At 57.2% G+C, this 17,218-nt stretch carries 29 protein-coding genes; 24 read left to right on the top strand and 5 right to left on the bottom strand.

Annotated elements, in window-relative coordinates; translation table 11 throughout:
• Window positions 1–43: 43 nt before the first annotated feature.
• The 4 genes from ACQRBV_RS22770 to ACQRBV_RS22755 form a co-directional block, all read right to left on the bottom strand.
• A complete protein-coding gene (locus ACQRBV_RS22770; RefSeq protein WP_411983970.1) occupies window positions 44–1,027 on the bottom strand; it encodes a P63C domain-containing protein in 984 nt (327 codons plus the stop codon).
• Window positions 1,028–1,251: 224 nt separating this feature from the next.
• Window positions 1,252–1,764: a BRCT domain-containing protein gene (locus tag ACQRBV_RS22765; RefSeq protein WP_411983971.1), complete on the bottom strand. Its 513-nt coding sequence runs from the start codon at window positions 1,762–1,764 to the stop codon at window positions 1,252–1,254.
• Between the two features lie 40 nt (window positions 1,765–1,804).
• Window positions 1,805–2,041, bottom strand: a complete 237-nt coding sequence (locus ACQRBV_RS22760) for a hypothetical protein (RefSeq protein ID WP_411983972.1) — start codon at window positions 2,039–2,041, stop codon at window positions 1,805–1,807.
• Between the two features lie 18 nt (window positions 2,042–2,059).
• Window positions 2,060–2,728, bottom strand: a complete 669-nt coding sequence (locus tag ACQRBV_RS22755) for a LexA family protein (protein ID WP_411983973.1) — start codon at window positions 2,726–2,728, stop codon at window positions 2,060–2,062.
• 87 nt (window positions 2,729–2,815) lie between these two features.
• Between ACQRBV_RS22755 and ACQRBV_RS22750 the strand changes: the two genes are divergently transcribed.
• The 18 genes from ACQRBV_RS22750 to ACQRBV_RS22665 all read left to right on the top strand — a co-directional run bounded on the left by ACQRBV_RS22750 (window position 2,816) and on the right by ACQRBV_RS22665 (window position 11,175).
• Window positions 2,816–3,031 (top strand): YdaS family helix-turn-helix protein, encoded by a 216-nt coding sequence (locus tag ACQRBV_RS22750; protein ID WP_223496429.1) that lies wholly within the window; start codon window positions 2,816–2,818, stop codon window positions 3,029–3,031.
• Between the two features lie 54 nt (window positions 3,032–3,085).
• Window positions 3,086–3,706, top strand: a complete 621-nt coding sequence (locus ACQRBV_RS22745) for a hypothetical protein (protein ID WP_411983974.1) — start codon at window positions 3,086–3,088, stop codon at window positions 3,704–3,706.
• A gap of 65 nt (window positions 3,707–3,771) precedes the next feature.
• On the top strand, window positions 3,772–4,617 hold the full coding sequence (locus ACQRBV_RS22740; protein WP_411983975.1) for a replication protein: 846 nt from the start codon (window positions 3,772–3,774) through the stop codon (window positions 4,615–4,617).
• A complete protein-coding gene (locus tag ACQRBV_RS22735) occupies window positions 4,607–5,413 on the top strand; it encodes an ATP-binding protein (RefSeq protein ID WP_411983976.1) in 807 nt (268 codons plus the stop codon). The genes ACQRBV_RS22740 and ACQRBV_RS22735 overlap by 11 nt, the downstream gene beginning before the upstream one ends.
• A gap of 1 nt (window position 5,414) precedes the next feature.
• A complete protein-coding gene (locus ACQRBV_RS22730; RefSeq protein ID WP_411983977.1) occupies window positions 5,415–5,837 on the top strand; it encodes a hypothetical protein in 423 nt (140 codons plus the stop codon).
• A complete protein-coding gene (locus tag ACQRBV_RS22725) occupies window positions 5,834–6,250 on the top strand; it encodes a recombination protein NinB (protein WP_411983978.1) in 417 nt (138 codons plus the stop codon). Before ACQRBV_RS22730 ends, ACQRBV_RS22725 begins: the two co-directional genes overlap by 4 nt.
• A gap of 50 nt (window positions 6,251–6,300) precedes the next feature.
• Window positions 6,301–6,441, top strand: a complete 141-nt coding sequence (locus tag ACQRBV_RS22720; RefSeq protein WP_411983979.1) for a hypothetical protein — start codon at window positions 6,301–6,303, stop codon at window positions 6,439–6,441.
• Window positions 6,432–7,040, top strand: coding sequence for a recombination protein NinG (locus tag ACQRBV_RS22715; RefSeq protein WP_411983980.1), 609 nt, complete (start codon window positions 6,432–6,434; stop codon window positions 7,038–7,040). Before ACQRBV_RS22720 ends, ACQRBV_RS22715 begins: the two co-directional genes overlap by 10 nt.
• Window positions 7,037–7,618 carry a hypothetical protein gene (locus ACQRBV_RS22710; RefSeq protein WP_411983981.1) on the top strand — a complete coding sequence of 194 codons (582 nt, stop codon included), beginning with the start codon at window positions 7,037–7,039 and terminating at the stop codon, window positions 7,616–7,618. The genes ACQRBV_RS22715 and ACQRBV_RS22710 overlap by 4 nt, the downstream gene beginning before the upstream one ends.
• A gap of 265 nt (window positions 7,619–7,883) precedes the next feature.
• Window positions 7,884–8,396, top strand: a complete 513-nt coding sequence (locus ACQRBV_RS22705; protein WP_411983982.1) for an acyloxyacyl hydrolase — start codon at window positions 7,884–7,886, stop codon at window positions 8,394–8,396.
• 79 nt (window positions 8,397–8,475) lie between these two features.
• Window positions 8,476–8,661, top strand: coding sequence for a zinc finger domain-containing protein (locus tag ACQRBV_RS22700; RefSeq protein WP_411983983.1), 186 nt, complete (start codon window positions 8,476–8,478; stop codon window positions 8,659–8,661).
• An 8-nt stretch (window positions 8,662–8,669) separates the two neighbouring features.
• A complete protein-coding gene (locus tag ACQRBV_RS22695) occupies window positions 8,670–8,993 on the top strand; it encodes a hypothetical protein (RefSeq protein ID WP_058423764.1) in 324 nt (107 codons plus the stop codon).
• Window positions 8,994–9,106: 113 nt separating this feature from the next.
• Window positions 9,107–9,619, top strand: a complete 513-nt coding sequence (locus tag ACQRBV_RS22690; RefSeq protein WP_411983984.1) for a hypothetical protein — start codon at window positions 9,107–9,109, stop codon at window positions 9,617–9,619.
• A 137-nt stretch (window positions 9,620–9,756) separates the two neighbouring features.
• Window positions 9,757–10,128 (top strand): chemotaxis protein, encoded by a 372-nt coding sequence (locus ACQRBV_RS22685; protein WP_411983985.1) that lies wholly within the window; start codon window positions 9,757–9,759, stop codon window positions 10,126–10,128.
• Window positions 10,128–10,445, top strand: a complete 318-nt coding sequence (locus tag ACQRBV_RS22680) for a hypothetical protein (RefSeq protein WP_198762923.1) — start codon at window positions 10,128–10,130, stop codon at window positions 10,443–10,445. The genes ACQRBV_RS22685 and ACQRBV_RS22680 overlap by 1 nt, the downstream gene beginning before the upstream one ends.
• Before the next feature lie 57 nt (window positions 10,446–10,502).
• The gene (locus tag ACQRBV_RS22675; protein WP_411983986.1) at window positions 10,503–10,733 is read left to right on the top strand and encodes a DUF7681 family protein; all 231 of its coding nucleotides are present in this window, start codon (window positions 10,503–10,505) and stop codon (window positions 10,731–10,733) included.
• Window positions 10,733–10,924, top strand: coding sequence for a hypothetical protein (locus tag ACQRBV_RS22670; RefSeq protein WP_411983987.1), 192 nt, complete (start codon window positions 10,733–10,735; stop codon window positions 10,922–10,924). The genes ACQRBV_RS22675 and ACQRBV_RS22670 overlap by 1 nt, the downstream gene beginning before the upstream one ends.
• Window positions 10,921–11,175: a hypothetical protein gene (locus ACQRBV_RS22665; protein ID WP_411983988.1), complete on the top strand. Its 255-nt coding sequence runs from the start codon at window positions 10,921–10,923 to the stop codon at window positions 11,173–11,175. Before ACQRBV_RS22670 ends, ACQRBV_RS22665 begins: the two co-directional genes overlap by 4 nt.
• A 31-nt stretch (window positions 11,176–11,206) precedes the next feature.
• Here ACQRBV_RS22665 and ACQRBV_RS22660 read toward each other — a convergent pair whose 3' ends face one another.
• Window positions 11,207–11,404, bottom strand: a complete 198-nt coding sequence (locus tag ACQRBV_RS22660; protein WP_411983989.1) for a hypothetical protein — start codon at window positions 11,402–11,404, stop codon at window positions 11,207–11,209.
• A gap of 75 nt (window positions 11,405–11,479) precedes the next feature.
• On the opposite strand from ACQRBV_RS22660, the gene ACQRBV_RS22655 reads away from it, so the two are divergent.
• From ACQRBV_RS22655 to ACQRBV_RS22630, 6 genes are all read left to right on the top strand, one after another.
• Entirely contained in the window at window positions 11,480–12,103 is a 624-nt protein-coding gene (locus tag ACQRBV_RS22655; protein ID WP_411983990.1) for a putative metallopeptidase, read from the top strand.
• 31 nt (window positions 12,104–12,134) lie between these two features.
• Complete coding sequence (locus ACQRBV_RS22650; RefSeq protein WP_411983991.1) at window positions 12,135–12,596, top strand: DUF2280 domain-containing protein; 462 nt, start codon at window positions 12,135–12,137, stop codon at window positions 12,594–12,596.
• A complete protein-coding gene (locus ACQRBV_RS22645; protein ID WP_411983992.1) occupies window positions 12,583–13,884 on the top strand; it encodes a terminase large subunit domain-containing protein in 1,302 nt (433 codons plus the stop codon). The genes ACQRBV_RS22650 and ACQRBV_RS22645 overlap by 14 nt, the downstream gene beginning before the upstream one ends.
• The gene (locus tag ACQRBV_RS22640) at window positions 13,881–15,299 is read left to right on the top strand and encodes a DUF4055 domain-containing protein (RefSeq protein WP_411983993.1); all 1,419 of its coding nucleotides are present in this window, start codon (window positions 13,881–13,883) and stop codon (window positions 15,297–15,299) included. Before ACQRBV_RS22645 ends, ACQRBV_RS22640 begins: the two co-directional genes overlap by 4 nt.
• A complete protein-coding gene (locus tag ACQRBV_RS22635) occupies window positions 15,274–16,362 on the top strand; it encodes a minor capsid protein (protein WP_411983994.1) in 1,089 nt (362 codons plus the stop codon). Before ACQRBV_RS22640 ends, ACQRBV_RS22635 begins: the two co-directional genes overlap by 26 nt.
• Window positions 16,363–16,478: 116 nt before the next feature.
• Window positions 16,479–17,207 carry a hypothetical protein gene (locus tag ACQRBV_RS22630; RefSeq protein WP_017479625.1) on the top strand — a complete coding sequence of 243 codons (729 nt, stop codon included), beginning with the start codon at window positions 16,479–16,481 and terminating at the stop codon, window positions 17,205–17,207.
• The last annotated feature ends 11 nt before the right edge of the window (window positions 17,208–17,218 follow it).

The following is a 17,218-nucleotide window of genomic DNA, read 5'->3' as shown; positions in this document are numbered from 1 at the left end:
AGGGTAAGAGACAAGAAGCCCGGCGCTGGGCCGGGCTCAATGATCAATCTTTATCAGTAGCTGGAATTAATTCCATTTCTTGTTGGCCACCAAACCGGTTGACGAATTTTTCTTCATACTCCTTGGCGGATCCCGATGACTCTGCCATTTCCAAGACTCGCCCCATGTGCATTCGCATCGCGCGAGTGCCGACTTCGTTTAAGAATTGAAAAAGTTTTTTCTTACTAGGGTCCTTGTCACGTAGCGCTCTCAACAAATCCAAAATCCTGCCGCTGCTTTTGGCAAGTGGATAGTAGATATGACGCCTGGTCAGATGCATAAGCTTCCAAGGCTTGCCTCGAGTGGGTATAGGAATTTGATAGAGGCGATGCCAGGCTAAATAGAGCTCATTTGGAAACTCCTGCTCATACTTCCGAGCCTCTTCTTGAACAAAAGCTTTGAATGCCTGGATTACTTCATCAACCTCTGGCTGATAGCCTGCCAGAGCGTACACCAGATTAGTAATACCATTTTTCGCAGACGCATTGACTATCACCCTTGCCTGCATTGCGAGCGGCGCCTGGCTCTTAGTCAGTTTTCCGGCAGCATCGGCATCAAGGATCGCATTGCACACATCGATCAGGATATCCGCGCTGTAGCCGCGGATAGTTATTTCAGTCTGTTTGGCACCAGGGTATACCCATTTAAATTCAATAGGTTGAGACACTTTTTCAAGCAATTCAGCACCAACGTATGGAGCGAGACTTTTCCGAGTTAGCAGGCGCTCAAAGTCGTTGCCTCCGGGATTTTTCAAACCAAGCGCTGCGGCAATCCCTCGCTGCGTCATAACTGCTGTTTTCTTAGCATCTTCAAGCACATAGCACTCAGCATCGACACTAAAATCTTGTAAGAAATTTCCTTTGTGTGATGCTTTAAGGCCCCAGCGTGCGGAAGCAGCTTTTTTTGCTATTTCGCTTCTTTTGCTCTTTGGAAGAGCAATGGCACGCGCTTTCCCGCCAGCAGCTTTTGACTCATTCTTTTCGGGCATGCAAGCATCCTCACTTAGGTGTGCTTGCATGATGCATAGATCAAACTTAAATATGCAAGCATAAAAAAAACGCCATGCATTAGATCATAGCGTCACACCCAGCTTTTTCCTTATTTAAAGACTGCCACAAAACACGCGCCTACTAGGGCTCGCTTCGTGTTATCTGTCCCGCCTTTACCTCATCCGCGAGCCCGCTATCAGATCGCCGGCGGCAACAGGCTGCTTTAGGGGAGTTCGCCCGTCTGGACTAAATGCAGGAACTGTTCGGAATCGATGATGAACGCACCTGCTTCCTGTGCTTTGATCACCTTCGTCGGGCCAGCGTTTTCGCCATAGCAGAGGAAAGTCAGCGATTTTCCTGCTGTTTTCATCACCTTCAAGCCAGACTGCTCGGCCTGGTGTTCGAGTTCTGCCCGCTGAGCCGCAGCAAAACCGGTGAACAAAACCTGATGAATGCCATTCGCGGGCGCGGCTGGCTGGCCAACTGCTGCCGCAGCAGCGGCAAACTCCATTGGAGTGGTCCGCGTTCGCGTACTTGGGGCTGGTGGGGCTGCGTCATTGAGCAAGAGGTCTTCGCCAGTCACAAAGGCGACGATTCTGTCTTTCCTGTAGGTCTTCGGGAACGTATCAGCGGATGACCGACCCTGAAGATAGAGGGAGTTTTCCTTCCATTGGATCAGCTCACGATGGCTGATCTCGCCCTTAGCGTCTCTGTAAGTAAAGCTGATGATGCTCATTAGGTTTTCACTCCCTGTGATTGCAACCGTCAGTGTTGCGTCAATCTTTCGCTCGCACAATCTTTCCTACCTTCACCTCATCCGCATAACCCACCATCAGATCCTCGACAACCTGAAACCTGGTCGCGATCTTGATCAGCTCCTGGGCGTCATCTTCCTGTCCAGCCTCAGATAACTTGCCGGCAGCTTGCATCAGATCGACGCCTGACCACTTGAGCAGAGCCGCTGCCTCTTTCAAGTCGCGGTGTAGTTGCTGGTTGGTTTTGGTGAGGTACACGTAGCCTCCCGAACAGAGTCAGTAAAACTTTTGCAGGGCCTGCACGACCACGCCCACGATGCGGCAGTTCTCATCGATCGCCTCAATGGGGTAGCTCGGGTTCAGCGGTTTCAGGAACAGCCGGCCGCCGTCGCTCACCAGCTTCTTGAATGTGGCTTCGTTGCTGTCCGGTAGCTTGGCCACCACCAGCTTACCTGGTGCGACCTCAGCCTCTGTGTCTACAAGAATTAGCGTGCCCTCGGTGATGCTCTGTCCGGCGGGCGCCGTCATCGAGTCGCCTTTAACTGTCAGCCAGAATGCCGGGCCTTTGGAGTCGTACTCCGAAAACTCGTAGGTGTCCGAGATTCCGGCCGGGTAGGGCTCAACTGCTTCCGCCCAAGCGCCGGCGGCAACCCAGCTCACTACCGGGTAGCGGAATGATTTGGTGGGCTGGGCGGCAGGGGAGACGTTCGATTCACCAGAGCCGGTCGTTAATCCAGGAGCCAGCATTGGCCCGATCTCGTCTGAGAGCCATTTGGCGCTCACCCCACATGCGTCGGAGATCTTCACGACGTGTGCGGTGGCTTTCGATTTTCCACGCTCAAGGTCAGAAATCGACGTCTGCGTGATACCAGCTTTAGCGGCCAATTCGCCCTGATTGAGCTTGGCGTGCCGGCGCGCGGCCTTTAAACGATCTTTGAATTCCATCCGGCGAGTATTACGGGTGCTCCCATATTCTTGCAAATCGGTATTCCCATAATCTACTATATGGGTATTCCCGTATGGAGGGGCAGCATGAACACTATTTATAAGGACCTCGTTGCCTTCTTCGGCACTCAGGAGGTCACGGCTGAAAAGCTTAAGGTTGATCAAAGCACCGTTTCCGGTTGGGTTCGCGAGAAGCACGGCATGTCTCCAGTGGTTGCCAAGCGAGCGGAGGCGTTGACCAGAGGTGCTTTCAAAAAAGAATCCCTTTGTCCGTCGTTTCCATGGGCCGAGATGGCCGCCTAAGCGACATCCCTGTCCGCCGTTCCATTGAAGCCAGATTAGAAGAGAGCAGTCCCCATGCAAACGTCCAGTTCCAGACACACCGTACAAACCCGTGATCAGGTGCTGGTCGCTCATGCTCAAAACCAGATCGCGCGCACAAGCTTGAGCCAAGACGATTTCGCCCAGGCGCTGAGTCGCGAGATCTATCTGGCTGTGCCTGCTTCGAAAATTGATCTGGCAAAGGTTCCTGACTTTGAAGAGCTGGCCCGCCAAAACGATGTAGGTGAGTTCATCAAAGCGACAGGCCGCTGGCTCAAGCGTGTACAGCGCTGGCTGAACGGCGATCAGGAGATGCCGTCCTGGCTGGAAGAGTCGTGGGTCAACGCCCTTGAGCCCGAATACCGCGACCACTGCCTGAACGAGCTGGCGAGCCGACACGGCCTGACCGGTGCCCGCCAAATGACCAGCGACCAATGCGCAAACAAGAGCTTCGGCGCGCTGATCCGTGCTTTGGGCGATGTGATCGACACTGGCAGCGAAGTTTTTGACGACCAGGTTATGTGCGAACTGGATCTGCCGCACTTGCCTGCGTTCGCCAGGCAGTGCCGCCAGGTTGAAGCGAAGGCGGGGGAGTTGGGGCGTCGTGCGGAGCAGTTGCTCGCGGCGGCCCAGAGAAATCTGAAATCCGTTTCCTAAATTCCAGACACAAAAAAGCCGACGGTCGAGGTCGGCTTCTTCTACAGCGGTAAGCGAGAGAAATCATGCCAAACATTGTTCCGATACACAACCCTCGGGGGTTCACCCGAATGGACAACCAGATGATGGATGGCTTGATGGCCATCGACTTGTCGGCGCGTGAAATGAAGATCGTCCTGTATGTGGCCAAGGCCACCTTGAACTTCAGCACGGGCGCGCATCGCATTCCTGCGGTCGATATAGCAAAGGCAACCCACATTCACCCTGATACGGTATCAAAGGCAATCTCCGGGCTTCTGCGCCGCCGCGTGCTTTACCGAGAGGGTGGTGCGCGTGGTGACATCGGCGTCTGCGATCCCAAAGAGTGGGTCTTTGTTGTAGAGCCGAAACAGACCAAATCGTCTGATTCGGCTCAAGTGGTCCGAATCGGCTCAGCCGCGAAACAGACCAAAACCGACGACTCCCTTCTTTATACAAAGAAAGAACCCCTATTAACTCTTTCTTCGAAAGAGATTAATCCGCCCCAAACCAAAACCGAACCGCCGAAGGCAGATCGCAAAGCACCATTCGGCATGACACAGCTGCTGGCCGATAACCCTCACAACGTCCCCGAGCAACTGCTGGCCGACTGGCTGACCCAGCGTAAGGCCAAGCGCGCCGCCGTGACCGCCACCGTCTGGTCAACTGTGAACACCGAATTGTCCAAATGCGCCGAAGCCGGAATCACGGCGTCCGATGCAATCACCGAGGCACTGACCTCTGGTTGGCAGGGTTTCAAGGCGTCCTGGGTGATCAAGCGTTTGGCTGAGTCCACCCCAGTTTCCGCTCCACAATCGCGCCACACCGGCTTCGCCGAGCGTAACTACACCGATGGGCTGATTCGGCGCGAGGACGGTTCCTATGCGCTCTGAGCCAGTCCAAACAACTCCCGAACTGCCTCCGGGCACTCGCATCCAGCCGGCAACCTGCGAAGAGCATGGTGAATTCGAGCAGAAAGTGTTCCCGGTGCTGGGCAAGGAGCTGAAAAGCGCATGTCCTGAGTGCGGCCGTATTGCTCGCGAGAAGACCGAAGCCGCGGAGCTGGCGAACAAGGCGATGGAGATCCGCATGGCCATGGAGCGCAAGCTAGGCGCCGCTCTGATCCCCAAGCGGTTTGCCAGCAAGACTCTGGACGGGTACGTGGCCACCACCGCCGAGCAGCGCAAAGCGTTGAACACCTGCCGCCGGTATGCGGCCGAGTTTAAGCAGTTCGCCGAGGCCGGCCGCTGCCTGTTGCTGCTGGGCAAGCCTGGTACCGGCAAGACGCATCTGTCGGTCGCCATCGCCAACGAGATCATGGCCAAGTCCAGCGCAACCGCCGTGTATCGCACCATGGGTTCGGTGCTGCAGGCGATCCGATCGACCTATGACCGCACCAGCGACCAGAGCGAAAGCCAAATCCTCGCCAGTCTGATCAGCCCGTCTCTGCTGGTGTTGGACGAGATCGGCGTGAGCAAGGAGAAGCCCAGCGATTTTGAGCTGACCACCCTGTTTTCAATCATCAACGGCCGGTACGAGCAGATGCGGCCGACGGTGATCGTTTCAAACCTGGATGCTAAGGCGCTGCCTGATGCCATTGGCGACCGCTGCATTGATCGGCTCCGGGAGGGTGGGGTGATCGTCATCCCGTTCGAGTGGGAATCACAGCGCGGCAAGGAGGGATTCTGACATGACCGACTACACCGAACTGAAGCGGCTGGCCGAGGCCATCCATGGACAGGGCTCAACCATGCAGATGCTTGCGCGCTGGAGAGAGTTTGAGCATGCGTGCGAGCCAAAGATCATCCTGGCCCTGATCGCTGAGAACGATCGGCTTGAGAGCGAACGAGCAGACCTATGGCGTGGCAAGCGTGACGTAGAAGCCACTCGCGATACCAAGTCGGCAGTTATCGCTGAGCTCAAGGCAGAAATCGCCGGCCTCAAGACCGGCTACGAAGCCTACGAGCGGGTGAATGCTGAGCTGAAGGCGGAGAACGAGGCGCTGCGCAGTGCATTCAGGCCTCTGCTGGCTCATTGGGATGACCTCAAGGCTGGAGATTCGCTCAAAGTCGACGCAGCCCGCGCCGCCATGGGCAATGGGGGCCAGTCATGACCAGCCTCCAGATTCGCAACGAATCCGACCGCACCAAAGCCATGGTCTACATCGCCGGCCTGGACCTGGCCAAGCCCAAGAAGCTGGCCATCACCGAAGTGGACCGCAGCGGGGAGCAAAACAAGGCCCTGCACGCGGCCCTGTCCGATATCGCTGCCCAGGTCGAGCACGCCGGGAAGAAGTGGGACGTCCTGATCTGGAAGCGCCTGCTGACGGCCGCCTGGCTGCGCGAGTCAGGCGATCAGCCGCAGATGATCCCCGCAGTAGATGGCAACGGCTTTGACGTCATCTACGAGCGCACCAGCAAGCTCAACGTGAAGCAGTGCGCCGAGTTGATCGAGTGGGTGCACGCATTTGGCGCCGAGCACCAGGTGCGGTGGACGCAGAAGGACAATTGGGGAGGTCGGTACTGATGAGTCACGACAACGGATACGGAAAGCGTTGCCCTGACTGTGGCGAGCCTATGAGCAGCATGCCGAGCCTGAACCTGTGCCAGTGCGCTACAGGCTGCAAAGAGAAATTCGACTGGATGCTGGCCGAGGGGCAGGCGCCGTTATTCGGCAACAACCGACAAAAAGCCAAGGAGGGCAAAGCATGCGTGTAGCCATCAAGGAGAAGAGGGCGCCCAAGCCCAAGACCTGCAAGAACCCGGCATGCAGGGCCTCATTCGTGCCTCAGCGCCTCGGGCAGGCAGTGTGCAGCCCGAAGTGCGGCCTGGTGCTTGCCGTGGCCAAGCGCGAGAAGGAGCGCAAGTCGTTCGCACAGGCTGAGCGCCGGGAGATCAGGGTGCGCAAGGAGAAGCTGAAGACCCGAGGTGACCACATGCGGGAAGCTCAGCAGGCGTTTAACGCGTACATCCGCGCACGCGACCAAGACGTCGGCCACCTCTGCATATCCAGCGGCAAGCCATTGGACTGGAGCGGTAACGCTGTAGATGCTGGCCACTATCGCAGCGTTGGCTCAGCGCCTCACCTGCGATTTGACGAGCGCAATTGCCACGCACAGAGCAAGCAGGACAACCGGTTCCTTTCCGGCAATGCCGTGGACTACCGGATTGGCCTCATAGCCCGTATAGGTCAGGAAGCCGTCGACGCATTGGAGGCTGACCAGGCGCCGCGCAAGTACACCCTGGAAGAGATCAAGGCCATCAAGGCGAAGTACCGGGCAATGACCAGAGAACTGAAGAAGGGGCAGGCAGCATGAAAATCAACTCAGCGCGCCAAGCGTGGCATGACTGCAACTACAACCCCGCGCCGGGTCAGTCCTCAGATGCCGCGGAGCTGGGGGTGGTGGTGCAGAGCAGCGAACGGGGGCCTACAGCAAATCATGCGGTGCACGGTGCTTTGGCCGGCCATATCCAGTCGGCGATAGCGCGTCTCCACTACCAGTTGCGGGCCTTCGGCAACGCCATGTATGCGGCAGAGCCGACCAGTGATGATCGGGAGGAGGCGGAAGATGCGGTTTTCAACCTGGCGTGCTCTCGGGTAGAGCGCATGACTTCCAGTAAGCGTGAACGTGCCGTGTACGTCGCAAAGGGCGTGTTTCGCCGGTATCGATATATGCACCAGGGAGGGCAGTCTTCCAACCCCGATCCGCTCATCAAGCCGGAGTTCTTTCGTGCCTGGGTGGAAGGGGAGTACGGCATCAAGCTCCCGTCGGCAGCTTGGGGGAGGGATTGGGAGCCTTTCGTGCAGCTTTGTTTCGATGCCTGCTATGACATCGATGCCAAGGCCCTGAGTCCAATTGGCGGGATAATTTACAAGATGAAAGAGGCTGCTTGACTTCCCGCACGGCTGAGGGCATTATTTCCCCATAGTTAGTATTTTGCCTTCGGCAACTTGTATTGAAATTTCAAAAAAACCCGGCCATTTCGTCGGGTTTTTTATTGCGTCTAATATCTGAGATCACTGTATGTAAGTGCATTCGGCCAAAATGCATGTGAAAAATGACAGGTTGAAAAATTATGGAACGATTTGGAAGCTGCCATCCTCTGAGGGTCTCCAAAATCCGTAATTACCTGATTTTTCAATACTAATTGGTCATAAAATGAAGAAAATTGTACTAGCTGCACTCGTGCTCTCCTGTGCAGCACTGAGTGTGCAGGCTGCTGAAATATCTGGCGCTATCGGTGCGACTAGTCAGAGTGGTTTGACTGCCCGAGCAGCGCTGGGTTTTGGCTGGGATAAAGCCTGGTTTCAAAGTTCGACAGGCAAGCTGACAGGTTATTGGGATCTGGGTTACACGTATTGGGAATCGGGCAAAGAAGCAGGCGCACGTCATTCTGTTTCCTTCTCGCCAGTTTTCGTTTACGAGTTTGGCCAAGGTGAAATCAAGCCATTCATCGAGGCCGGTGTCGGTGTCGCGATGTTCTCGGGCACGACCGCTGGCGATCAAAAATTTGGATCCTCCTTCAACTTTGAAGATCGGATCGGCGCAGGCTTGAAATTCGGCGATACCCAGCGAGTCGGTATCCGCGCTACTCACTATTCAAATGCGGGCATCAAACAGCCAAACGACGGCATTGAGTCTTACGCGCTTTTCTACAGCCACTCGATCTAAATAGCACACAGAAACCCAGCCTTCGCGCTGGGTTTTTTATTGCCCATGGAAAGGGCGATTTAGCAAAAGGAGTTTGCAGATGTTGAAAGAATTCAGATGCGGAAACTGCAAAAGACTTCTCGCCCGAACGGGTGGGTTTACAGAGCTCCAGATCAAATGTTCCCGATGCGGGACGTTGAATCATGTGAAGGCCACGAGCCTCGAGCAATCGCCTTTGAGCGACGTGAAAGCGGAATCCTCCGCGAACAATCATTCGACTCAATAGGTGAAAAAATGGAACCAGTACAAATCGGCAGCCGTTTCAAATCGATCGCAACCAGCTACGCAGAGGCAGTTTTCACTCCGGCGCAGAACGTCAATGGCGCGGTTGTTCGAACAGCTACCATGATCAGCCCTGTCGGGAACGGATTCATTAGTACCGGCACGACTATTCCGGAAGGGCGCTGGGTGACCAACGTGCCCGTTATTTTGTCCGCCGTTGGCGGTTCTTCCACTCTCCCGTTCTCTGTGACCATCCCTGCCGGTCAAGGCTTGTGGGTAGCAATGACTCAGAACGGGGGCGGTACGGCTTACGTCACCTACGACCTGCTGCCGTAAGTAGTAGTTTTTCGGGCCCGACAACCAGAAGGTCATGAGCCTCTCCACATCGCCTTTGAGCGACATCAACGCGGAATCCTCCGCACAAAATTTTCAACTCAAAGGTGAATTACATGTCTAGTAGTGGCTTTCGTATTATCCTCTTTAACAGCGCCAATAATGGCAGCGCTATCCTGCCTCCGCGTAACTGTCTGGTGGTGGGGCAGTATCTCCAGTCTCCAAGCAAACGATATAAGTTGATCCTGGAGGCGGATGGAAATCTACGTCTCTACGATAACGGCGCTCCAATCTGGGTGGCTGATAGCAGTGTTCCCTATACGTATGTAGACAATCGTCCAAATAAAGATTTGGTCACTTGCTTCTACATGCAAGGCTCTGCCTTTTTAGTCGATCGTGTAGGTAGTCGTACCTGGGCAACCAAGGGGGATTGGATTGACGGGGCTGCGGATCGCGCTTACCTACAGGTGCAAGATGACGGCAACGTTGTGGTTGTAGATGGGGTCCCTCGGTGGGCTCGATTTGGCTTCACCCCGACCGCTGTTCCGACACGTGGCGTGTTCTACCCAGATCACGGTACCGGAGATCTTCCGACTTTCTACACGTATTACTGGAAAAACGTTTTTTAACTCACCCAAGAGCCTCGGCATATGCCGGGGCTTTTTCGTTTTCGGCTCCACCACACCCATTGCTCCGAGCTGGGAGTGCTGCTGGAGCCGTTCTAATTGTTCGGGCCGCCCCAGGCCATTTTCTTCATGGAGTGACGATGGATCCTACTGACCTCGGCCCAGGCACAGCTACCTGGCTGGGCGGTAGTGCCACCGTAGTGCTGGGCGGCCTGCTCTGGCTGCGCAAGTTCTTGTCCAAGGACGCGACAGATCGGGCGATGGACAACGCCGACATCGGCACCTTGCGCCGGCTGAATGAGTTGCTGAACCAGGAGCGAGCCGCCAGGAAGGAAGCAGAGGCCCGCGCTGATCAGTTCGCCAAGGAGCGGAACGATCTCGCTGCAGCGGTAGGGCGCATGGAAGGCAAGATCGAGGCGCTCACCAGTCAGGTCGCTCAACTCACCGAGCGTGTCACCCTGCAGAGCGATGAGATCACCCGCCTGCGTACCAAGCTGGGAGGAATCGCCTGATGGACAGATGCGCACTGGAATTTATCGCCCGCCGCTGGTGGAGACGCACAGAGGTGTGGGCTATTGCCGTGCTACTGGTTGGTGGTGGTGCCGTGCTTGGCTACCAGGCCGCCTACTGGTCACTCGCTGAGAAGCAGAGCAACCAGGTACAGGACATCCGCCTGGCTTACGACGCGGCGATGATTGAGCGTGACCGGCTGCTGGAAGAGTTGACCCGCAAGACCGGCACCGCAGCGGAGAAGGCATCGAAGGCTGCAACCACCGCCGCCCAGGCTGCCGACAAGGCTGATGAGGCCCTGAATCGGGTAGCGCAGTAATCCGCGCCACGTTTTCGAATGCGCCAAATCGTGGCGCGCAATCATGAGGAGTCACCCATGGACAACCAGCACAAGAAAATCACCGGCTACCGCGACCTCGCCCAGTCTGAAATCGATGGGATGAACTCCATCAAGGCGCTGGAAGCCGACACCGGCGAACTGTTCAAGCAAATCGGCCAGATAGAGGGTGTTGATCCTCGGCTGTTGGCGCTGGCCAAGACTAACCTGCAGCAGGGCTTCATGTGGTTCGTACGCTCGATCGCCAAGCCAGCCGATCCATTCAACTGATGGGTAACGTCACCCGCCTGCTCCACGCGCTGCCGATGAGCCAGGACATCAATGCAGCGGTAAGCGCGCTCGACAAGGCCATTGCCGATGCCGTGGACGCCGCCAAGGAAGCCGGTCTGCCCCAGGGTCTGATCGTTGGATTGCTCCACGGCCACGCCCATGCACAAACCCATCAGATGGTGACCGAATGACAGTCAAGGTTCTTGAGTTCAAGCGGGAGGACTGGCGCGACGCGGCCAAGACGCTGCGCAAGATCGCCGATGACCTGGATGCCGGTGAGCATCCCGAATGCACGGTGGGCGCTCTGACACTGGTCGGCGCGAAGGGAGAGGTGACCGTGTTCGGCCTCGGCCCCAAGTGCGACGACCTGCAATGCCTGGGTGCGATGCGCTTGGGGGAGCAGAAGCTGATTGATGTGCTGCTGGATGGCGGGGAAGGGTAGGTGTGCCGCAGGTGAGTGCGGCACGGGTGAATCACTTCACTCTCAACGCTTCTTGGATCTTGTCCGCATAGGAGCTCAACCTGCCCATTTCTTTATCAACGACAACGGCATTCTCTGGCGAGTTAGATGCTTTCGATTGAATTATCGATAGTGCGGCAGACACGGCCATTGCTCGCTTGTCTTCCGCCGAGTTCGTGTGATTGTTGTACTTGCTTAGGTCGATCGACATATTGCTTTCCTTGCTGTTGAGTGTGATCCACACCAATACCGGCAACGCGCCACTATTTCAAGTTCAAGGTGACCCATGGATAGGCCATACCCTCCAGCGTCACTGCTTGAACTGTCCGACCTATCCGACTTCGGCATCCGCCTAACACCGGCTCCTGAAGTATGGGAATGGCTCCAAGCCGAGATACTTGCCGACACCGGCAGCATTCACAACGAAGACCATGCCCATCTGCTGGATGCAGACATCCGAGTCATGTGGGCGTCGTCAAGCTTCAGTAAGCAGGGTCGCACGGTCTTGGGCCAGGCCGAACAGGTAGCGTTCCGCGCTGGAGGCTGGCAGAAAGCCCGGATGGAACAACAGATGCGTGACTGGTTCGGCGATGTGCCGGCCTTCATCATCACTCTAGCTGCTGACTACTGCGTCCAGTGCAGCGACCTTGAGTTCTGCGCGCTCCTGGAACACGAGCTTTATCACCTGGCTCACGCGACCGACAAGTACGGTCAACCAGCATTCACCCAAGACGGTGCACCGAAGATCAAGCTGCAAGGCCACGACGTCGAGGAGTTCGTCGGTGTCGTCCGCCGCTACGGTGCAAGCCCTGATGTTCAAGCGTTGGTGGATGCAGCAAGCAGTCCTGCTGAGGTAGGGAAATTGAACATATCGAGGGCCTGCGGAACCTGTCTGCTCAAGTCGGCCTGATTCTAGACAGGCTCTGGACGGATGAGAATCTATGGCAGCCCTTCAAAACGACGTGAAGGCCTTTATCGTTCAGGCCCTGGCGTGCTTCGACACGCCCTCACAGGTCGTTGAAGCGGTCCAGAAAGAATACGGGGTTGCGATTACCCGCCAGCAGGTGGAGACACACGACCCAACGAAGACATCGGGTAAAGGCCTGGCAAAGCGCTGGGTGACGATGTTCGAAGACACCAGAAAGCGCTTCCGCGAAGAGACAGCAGATATCCCCATCGCAAACCGCGCCTTTCGCCTCCGAGCTATGAATCGCTTCGTGGAGAAGGCTGAGTCGATGAAGAACATTGGACTGGCCATGCAGATCCTAGAGCAGGCGGCGAAAGAAACCGGTGATATCTACGTCAATCGGGCCAAGAAGGAGGAGGTGGGTGACGAGCCCATGATCCCGACCCGCATTCAGGTCGACGTGGTGGACGCGAGGAAGCCGAATGCCGAGCCTTAACGTTCCGCAGGCTCAGTTCCTCACGCTCCCCCACAAATTCCGTGCGTTCGTTGCCGGGTTCGGCTCAGGGAAGACCTGGGTGGGCTGCTCGGCGCTGAGCAAACACTTCATGGAGTGGCCGGGCGTTAACGCTGGCTACTTTGCACCTACATACCCGCAGATCCGGGACATCTTCTATCCGACCATGGATGAGGTGGCCTATGACTGGGGCCTCAAGACCAAGATCAACCAGGCGAACCACGAGGTTCACATCTACAGCGGCCGGCAGTATCGCGGCACTGTGATTTGTCGCTCGATGGAGAAGCCGCAGACTATCGTCGGCTTCAAGATCGGTCAGGCCCTGGTCGACGAACTGGACGTGATGAGCTTGCTGAAGGCCCAGCAAGCCTGGCGCAAGATCATTGCCCGGATGCGTTACAACCTGCCCGGGCTCAAGAACGGGGTGGACGTCACTACGACGCCGGAAGGCTTCAAGTTCGTCTATCAGCAATTCGTGAAACAGCTGCGCGACAAGCCGGCACTGAACGACATGTACGGCTTGGTGCAGGCCAGTACGTTCGACAACGAGCTGAACCTGCCGGATGACTACATCGCATCGTTGATCGAGTCGTATCCGCCACAGCTGATTCAAGCCTATCTCCGGGGACAGTTCGTCAACCTGACGTCCGGTACGATTTACACGGCCTACGACCGCAAGCTCAACGCATGCTTCGACACCGTGCAGGCCGGTGAGCCGCTCTTCATCGGTATGGACTTCAACGTGGGTAAGATGGCGGCGATCACACACGTCAAGCGTGACCAGGGTCTGCCCAGGGCAGTGGATGAGCTGATCGATGGCTACGACACGCCCGACATGATCCGCAGGATCAAAGAGCGGTACTGGCAGCACGACGGTAACGACTTCAAGAAGACCTGCGAGATCAGGATCTACCCGGATGCTTCCGGCGATTCGCGCAAGTCTGTGAACGCCAGCATCACGGACCTTGCCATGCTCAAGCAGGCCGGGTTCGCGGTCATCGCTCCCGCAGCAAACCCTCCGGTGAAGGACCGCATCAACGCAATGAACGCCGCCTTCTGCAATGCGCAGGGCGAGCGCCGCTACCTGATCAACCCGCTCACCTGCCCAACCTACGCCGATGGCCTGGAGCAGCAGGTGTGGGGCGCAAACGGGGAGCCAGACAAAACCGCAGGCATCGATCACGCGAACGACGCCGCCGGCTACTTCATTCACCGCGAGTACCCGATCATCAAACCGGTCACCGCTATCAAAATGGGATACGCCCGATGAGCAACGACGTCTCTTTCAAGCGGGCGGAATACACGGCGGTGCTGGACCGCTGGGCGACTGTTCGGGACGTCTGCGCGGGCCAGCACCGTGTTGTCGATCGGCTGCCTTATATCAACGCGCATGACAAGTCGCAGGAGAACGAGGACCGGAACCGCGCTTACCGCGAGCGGGCAGTTTTCAAGAACGCTACCGGGCACACCCGTAACGGGCTTCTGGGTCTAGCCTTCCATAAAGACCCCACGCTGTCAGTGCCGAAGAAACTGGAGTACCTACAAGATAACGCCAACGGTTCCGGGGTGAGCATTTACCAGCACTCGCAGGGTACGCTTGAGAAAGTGCTTGAAGCTGGCCGCCATGGTCTTTACGTCGACTATCACCAGGACGACGGCATCGGCGGTCATTCGGTGATCCTGTCCTATTGCGCCGAAGACATCATCAATTGGCGCACGGGCATGTTGAACGGTCACAGCGTACTTACCCTGGTGGTGTTGCGTGAGTCGCCGGAGATACCGGATGGTTTCGGCTACAAGACCGCTGAGCAGTACCGGGAACTGGCGCTCGAGGATGACGGTTTCGTTTGTCGTGTTTGGCGTCGGTCCGGGCCGAAAGGTGGCGGGCCGCTGGCGATCATCGAAGAGTTCAGACCGGAAGGCGTTACGGGGCGTCTCAAGGAGATCCCGTTCACCTTTGTCGGCGCGCAGAACAACGATCCCAGCATCGATGAGTCGCCTCTCTACGACATCGCAATGATCAACCTAGGTCATTACCGCAACAGTGCTGACTATGAGGACAGCGTCTTTTGGTGTGGTCAGGCTCAGCCGTGGATCAGCGGCTTGGACGAGCAGTGGCGCGACTGGATGGAGAAAAACGGCGTCTACGTCGGCTCCAGGGCGCCAATGATGCTGCCGGCCGGCGGCCAGTTTGGCTACGCGCAACCCCAGCCGAACACGCTGGTTAAGGAGGCCATGGCCGACAAGAATCAGATGATGATCGAACTGGGCGCCCGGATGGTGGTTGCGTCACTTGCTACCAAGACCGCAACAGAGTCCCGCGGCGATCAATCGGCTTCGACTTCGGTGCTGGCTGGGTGCGTGGCGAACGTGAGCGAGGCCTACACCCGGGCAATCATGTGGTGCTGCGCCTACATGGGCGTTGCAGACAAGAAGGTCGCCTACCAGGTGAATCAGGAGTTCGTTGAACTGACGGCTGATCCGCAGATGATCACCGCACTGGTTGGCTTGTGGCAGCAAGGCGGCTTCGCCAAGGCCGACCTACGGGCCTACCTGCGCAAGCTGGGTCTGATCGCGCCAGAGCGCACTGACCTGCAGATTGACGGCGAGCTGGAAGAGCAGGGCGATGGACTGGACCTGGACGACGAGGACAAACTAAATGGCGGTAAATCCGGCAGTACTTGATGCCACCATCCGGCACGCGGTCTTCCTCGAAAAGCTCAAGGCGGGGGAGGTGGGCAAGTTTGCCCCCTTCCTCAAGGAGATTGATCGTTCGATCCGTGACCGGCTCACCCAGTCAGACCTGACCGAGTACAACGTCAAGCGCTTGGAAGCGTTGCTGAAAGAGGTGGATAGCCTCCTGTTGGGCATCTTCGACCGCTACAGTGCGCAGTTGAACCTCGAACTGGTAGACATCGCCAACTACGAGGCGGAGTTCGAAGCGACCAGTCTGGCAAAGTCTGCACCGGTGGGCGTGTCGCTCGATGTGGTGGCGCCGACGGCGGCAGCAATCCGAACCGCAGTGCTGACGAACCCACTCAGCGTGCGCGGCACCGGCGGCGGGAAGCTGCTGAAGGCCTTCATCAAGGATTGGACCGGTGCAGAGCGTGAGCGCGTCACTGGCACGATCCGGCAGGGCTTCTTCGAAGGGCAGACGAACTTCCAGATCATCCGCAGCATTCGAGGCACCAAGACTGCCGGCTACAAGGATGGAATTCTCGCCACCACCAACCGCAATGCCAGCACGGTCGTGCACACCGCGATTCAGCATGTGTCGTCCCAGGCCCGCATGGAAGTGGCCAAGGCCAATACCGACATCGTTTCCGAAGTCGAGATGGTTGCTACTCTGGACAGCAAGACCAGCCAGCAATGCCGCTCGATGGATAAACTCAGGTTTCCGTTGGATTCCGGGCCACGGCCACCGTTTCACCCGAATTGCCGAACCACTTTCATTCTGCTGACCAAACTTAGCGAGATGTTTGCCAAGGGCGCTACCCGGGCTTCTGTGGGCGCCAATGGCGGCCAGCAGGTCAGTGCGAGCCTGGATTACTACCACTGGCTCCAGCAGCAGCCGGCGGGGTTTCAGGATGTGGCTATCGGGCCAGTGCGGGCCAAGCTGTTCCGCGAAGGAGGCCTGACCGTGGAGCGCTTCGCAGAGCTGCAGCTAGACCGCAACTTCGCGCCGCTCAACCTCGTGCAGATGAAAGGGCTGGAGCCTCTGGCCTTTGAGCGCGCTGGCATCAACTGATCCGCGCCACGAAACGGAAACCACATAAACGTGGCGCACACATTTCACGCCTCGGCACAGCTGGGGCTTTTTTATGCCCGCCAGGCGGGCAAAACATATCCAAGGGGTGCATCAACGTGGCAGAAGAAAACGAAATCGACCTGGAAAACCCGGCAATCAAGGCCGCTATCGCCACTGCCGTTGAAGCATCCGTTTCCGGTTTGAAAACAAAGAACTCGGAACTGCTGGGTAAGTTGAAGGAAACCTCCGGCAAGCTGACCCAGTTTGAAACCCAATTCGAAGGCATCGACATCGACGCCGTCAAAGGTCTACTCAGCCGCGCCGGCCAGGACGAAGAAACCAAGCTGCTGACAGAGGGCAAGGTGGACGAGGTCTTTAACCGACGCACCGAGCGCTTGCGTGGCGACTACGACAAGCAGTTGAAAACCATCAGTGAGCGCGCCGAGAAGGCTGAGTCCTTCGCTGCCAAGTTCCAGGGCAAAGTCCTGGGCGACTCGGTACGCGGCGCAGCGCTGAAAGCCGGCGCTCTGCCAGAAGCAACAGACGACATCATCCTGCGCGCCAAAGGCGTGTTCACCCTTAACGAAGATGGCGATGCAGTCGCCGTTGATGAATCCGGCCAGGTCATCCTCGGTAAAGACGGCAAGACCCCTCTGACTCCGCTCGAATGGGCCGAGTCTCTGCGCGAAAGCGCACCCCACCTGTGGCCAAGGGCTTCGGGAACATTTGCCCCGGGCGGGGGTGGCGGCAAGGCTGCATTCAAGCGCTCCGAAATGACCTCCGAGCAGAAGCGCGACTTTCAGCGCAAGCACGGCCAAACCGCATATCTCGCATTGCCCAAGTAAGGGGATTGACC

It is taken from the genome of Pseudomonas sp. R11F (genome assembly GCF_050312575.1).
In the GTDB taxonomy this organism is placed as follows: Bacteria; Pseudomonadota; Gammaproteobacteria; order Pseudomonadales; family Pseudomonadaceae; genus Aquipseudomonas; species Aquipseudomonas palleroniana.
The sequence above is the reverse complement of the archived record's forward strand: the minus strand, read 5'-3'. Positions and strand labels throughout refer to the sequence as shown.

Excerpts from the sequence above, each read along its gene's own strand:
- ACQRBV_RS22635 (WP_411983994.1), top strand. The coding sequence starts at position 15,274 with ATGGCGGTAAATCCGGCAGTACTTGATGCCACCATCCGGCACGCGGTC.
- ACQRBV_RS22660 (WP_411983989.1), bottom strand. The coding sequence starts at position 11,404 with ATGTCGATCGACCTAAGCAAGTACAACAATCACACGAACTCGGCGGAA.
- ACQRBV_RS22720 (WP_411983979.1), top strand. The coding sequence starts at position 6,301 with ATGAGCAGCATGCCGAGCCTGAACCTGTGCCAGTGCGCTACAGGCTGC.
- ACQRBV_RS22695 (WP_058423764.1), top strand. The coding sequence starts at position 8,670 with ATGGAACCAGTACAAATCGGCAGCCGTTTCAAATCGATCGCAACCAGC.
- ACQRBV_RS22680 (WP_198762923.1), top strand. The coding sequence starts at position 10,128 with ATGGACAGATGCGCACTGGAATTTATCGCCCGCCGCTGGTGGAGACGC.
- ACQRBV_RS22725 (WP_411983978.1), top strand. The coding sequence starts at position 5,834 with ATGACCAGCCTCCAGATTCGCAACGAATCCGACCGCACCAAAGCCATG.
- ACQRBV_RS22750 (WP_223496429.1), top strand. The coding sequence starts at position 2,816 with ATGAACACTATTTATAAGGACCTCGTTGCCTTCTTCGGCACTCAGGAG.
- ACQRBV_RS22730 (WP_411983977.1), top strand. The coding sequence starts at position 5,415 with ATGACCGACTACACCGAACTGAAGCGGCTGGCCGAGGCCATCCATGGA.
- ACQRBV_RS22735 (WP_411983976.1), top strand. The coding sequence starts at position 4,607 with ATGCGCTCTGAGCCAGTCCAAACAACTCCCGAACTGCCTCCGGGCACT.
- ACQRBV_RS22645 (WP_411983992.1), top strand. The coding sequence starts at position 12,583 with ATGCCGAGCCTTAACGTTCCGCAGGCTCAGTTCCTCACGCTCCCCCAC.
- ACQRBV_RS22670 (WP_411983987.1), top strand. The coding sequence starts at position 10,733 with ATGGGTAACGTCACCCGCCTGCTCCACGCGCTGCCGATGAGCCAGGAC.
- ACQRBV_RS22690 (WP_411983984.1), top strand. The coding sequence starts at position 9,107 with ATGTCTAGTAGTGGCTTTCGTATTATCCTCTTTAACAGCGCCAATAAT.
- ACQRBV_RS22640 (WP_411983993.1), top strand. The coding sequence starts at position 13,881 with ATGAGCAACGACGTCTCTTTCAAGCGGGCGGAATACACGGCGGTGCTG.
- ACQRBV_RS22705 (WP_411983982.1), top strand. The coding sequence starts at position 7,884 with ATGAAGAAAATTGTACTAGCTGCACTCGTGCTCTCCTGTGCAGCACTG.
- ACQRBV_RS22700 (WP_411983983.1), top strand. The coding sequence starts at position 8,476 with ATGTTGAAAGAATTCAGATGCGGAAACTGCAAAAGACTTCTCGCCCGA.
- ACQRBV_RS22675 (WP_411983986.1), top strand. The coding sequence starts at position 10,503 with ATGGACAACCAGCACAAGAAAATCACCGGCTACCGCGACCTCGCCCAG.
- ACQRBV_RS22685 (WP_411983985.1), top strand. The coding sequence starts at position 9,757 with ATGGATCCTACTGACCTCGGCCCAGGCACAGCTACCTGGCTGGGCGGT.
- ACQRBV_RS22745 (WP_411983974.1), top strand. The coding sequence starts at position 3,086 with ATGCAAACGTCCAGTTCCAGACACACCGTACAAACCCGTGATCAGGTG.
- ACQRBV_RS22715 (WP_411983980.1), top strand. The coding sequence starts at position 6,432 with ATGCGTGTAGCCATCAAGGAGAAGAGGGCGCCCAAGCCCAAGACCTGC.
- ACQRBV_RS22770 (WP_411983970.1), bottom strand. The coding sequence starts at position 1,027 with ATGCCCGAAAAGAATGAGTCAAAAGCTGCTGGCGGGAAAGCGCGTGCC.
- ACQRBV_RS22765 (WP_411983971.1), bottom strand. The coding sequence starts at position 1,764 with ATGAGCATCATCAGCTTTACTTACAGAGACGCTAAGGGCGAGATCAGC.
- ACQRBV_RS22740 (WP_411983975.1), top strand. The coding sequence starts at position 3,772 with ATGCCAAACATTGTTCCGATACACAACCCTCGGGGGTTCACCCGAATG.
- ACQRBV_RS22665 (WP_411983988.1), top strand. The coding sequence starts at position 10,921 with ATGACAGTCAAGGTTCTTGAGTTCAAGCGGGAGGACTGGCGCGACGCG.
- ACQRBV_RS22755 (WP_411983973.1), bottom strand. The coding sequence starts at position 2,728 with ATGGAATTCAAAGATCGTTTAAAGGCCGCGCGCCGGCACGCCAAGCTC.
- ACQRBV_RS22710 (WP_411983981.1), top strand. The coding sequence starts at position 7,037 with ATGAAAATCAACTCAGCGCGCCAAGCGTGGCATGACTGCAACTACAAC.
- ACQRBV_RS22650 (WP_411983991.1), top strand. The coding sequence starts at position 12,135 with ATGGCAGCCCTTCAAAACGACGTGAAGGCCTTTATCGTTCAGGCCCTG.
- ACQRBV_RS22655 (WP_411983990.1), top strand. The coding sequence starts at position 11,480 with ATGGATAGGCCATACCCTCCAGCGTCACTGCTTGAACTGTCCGACCTA.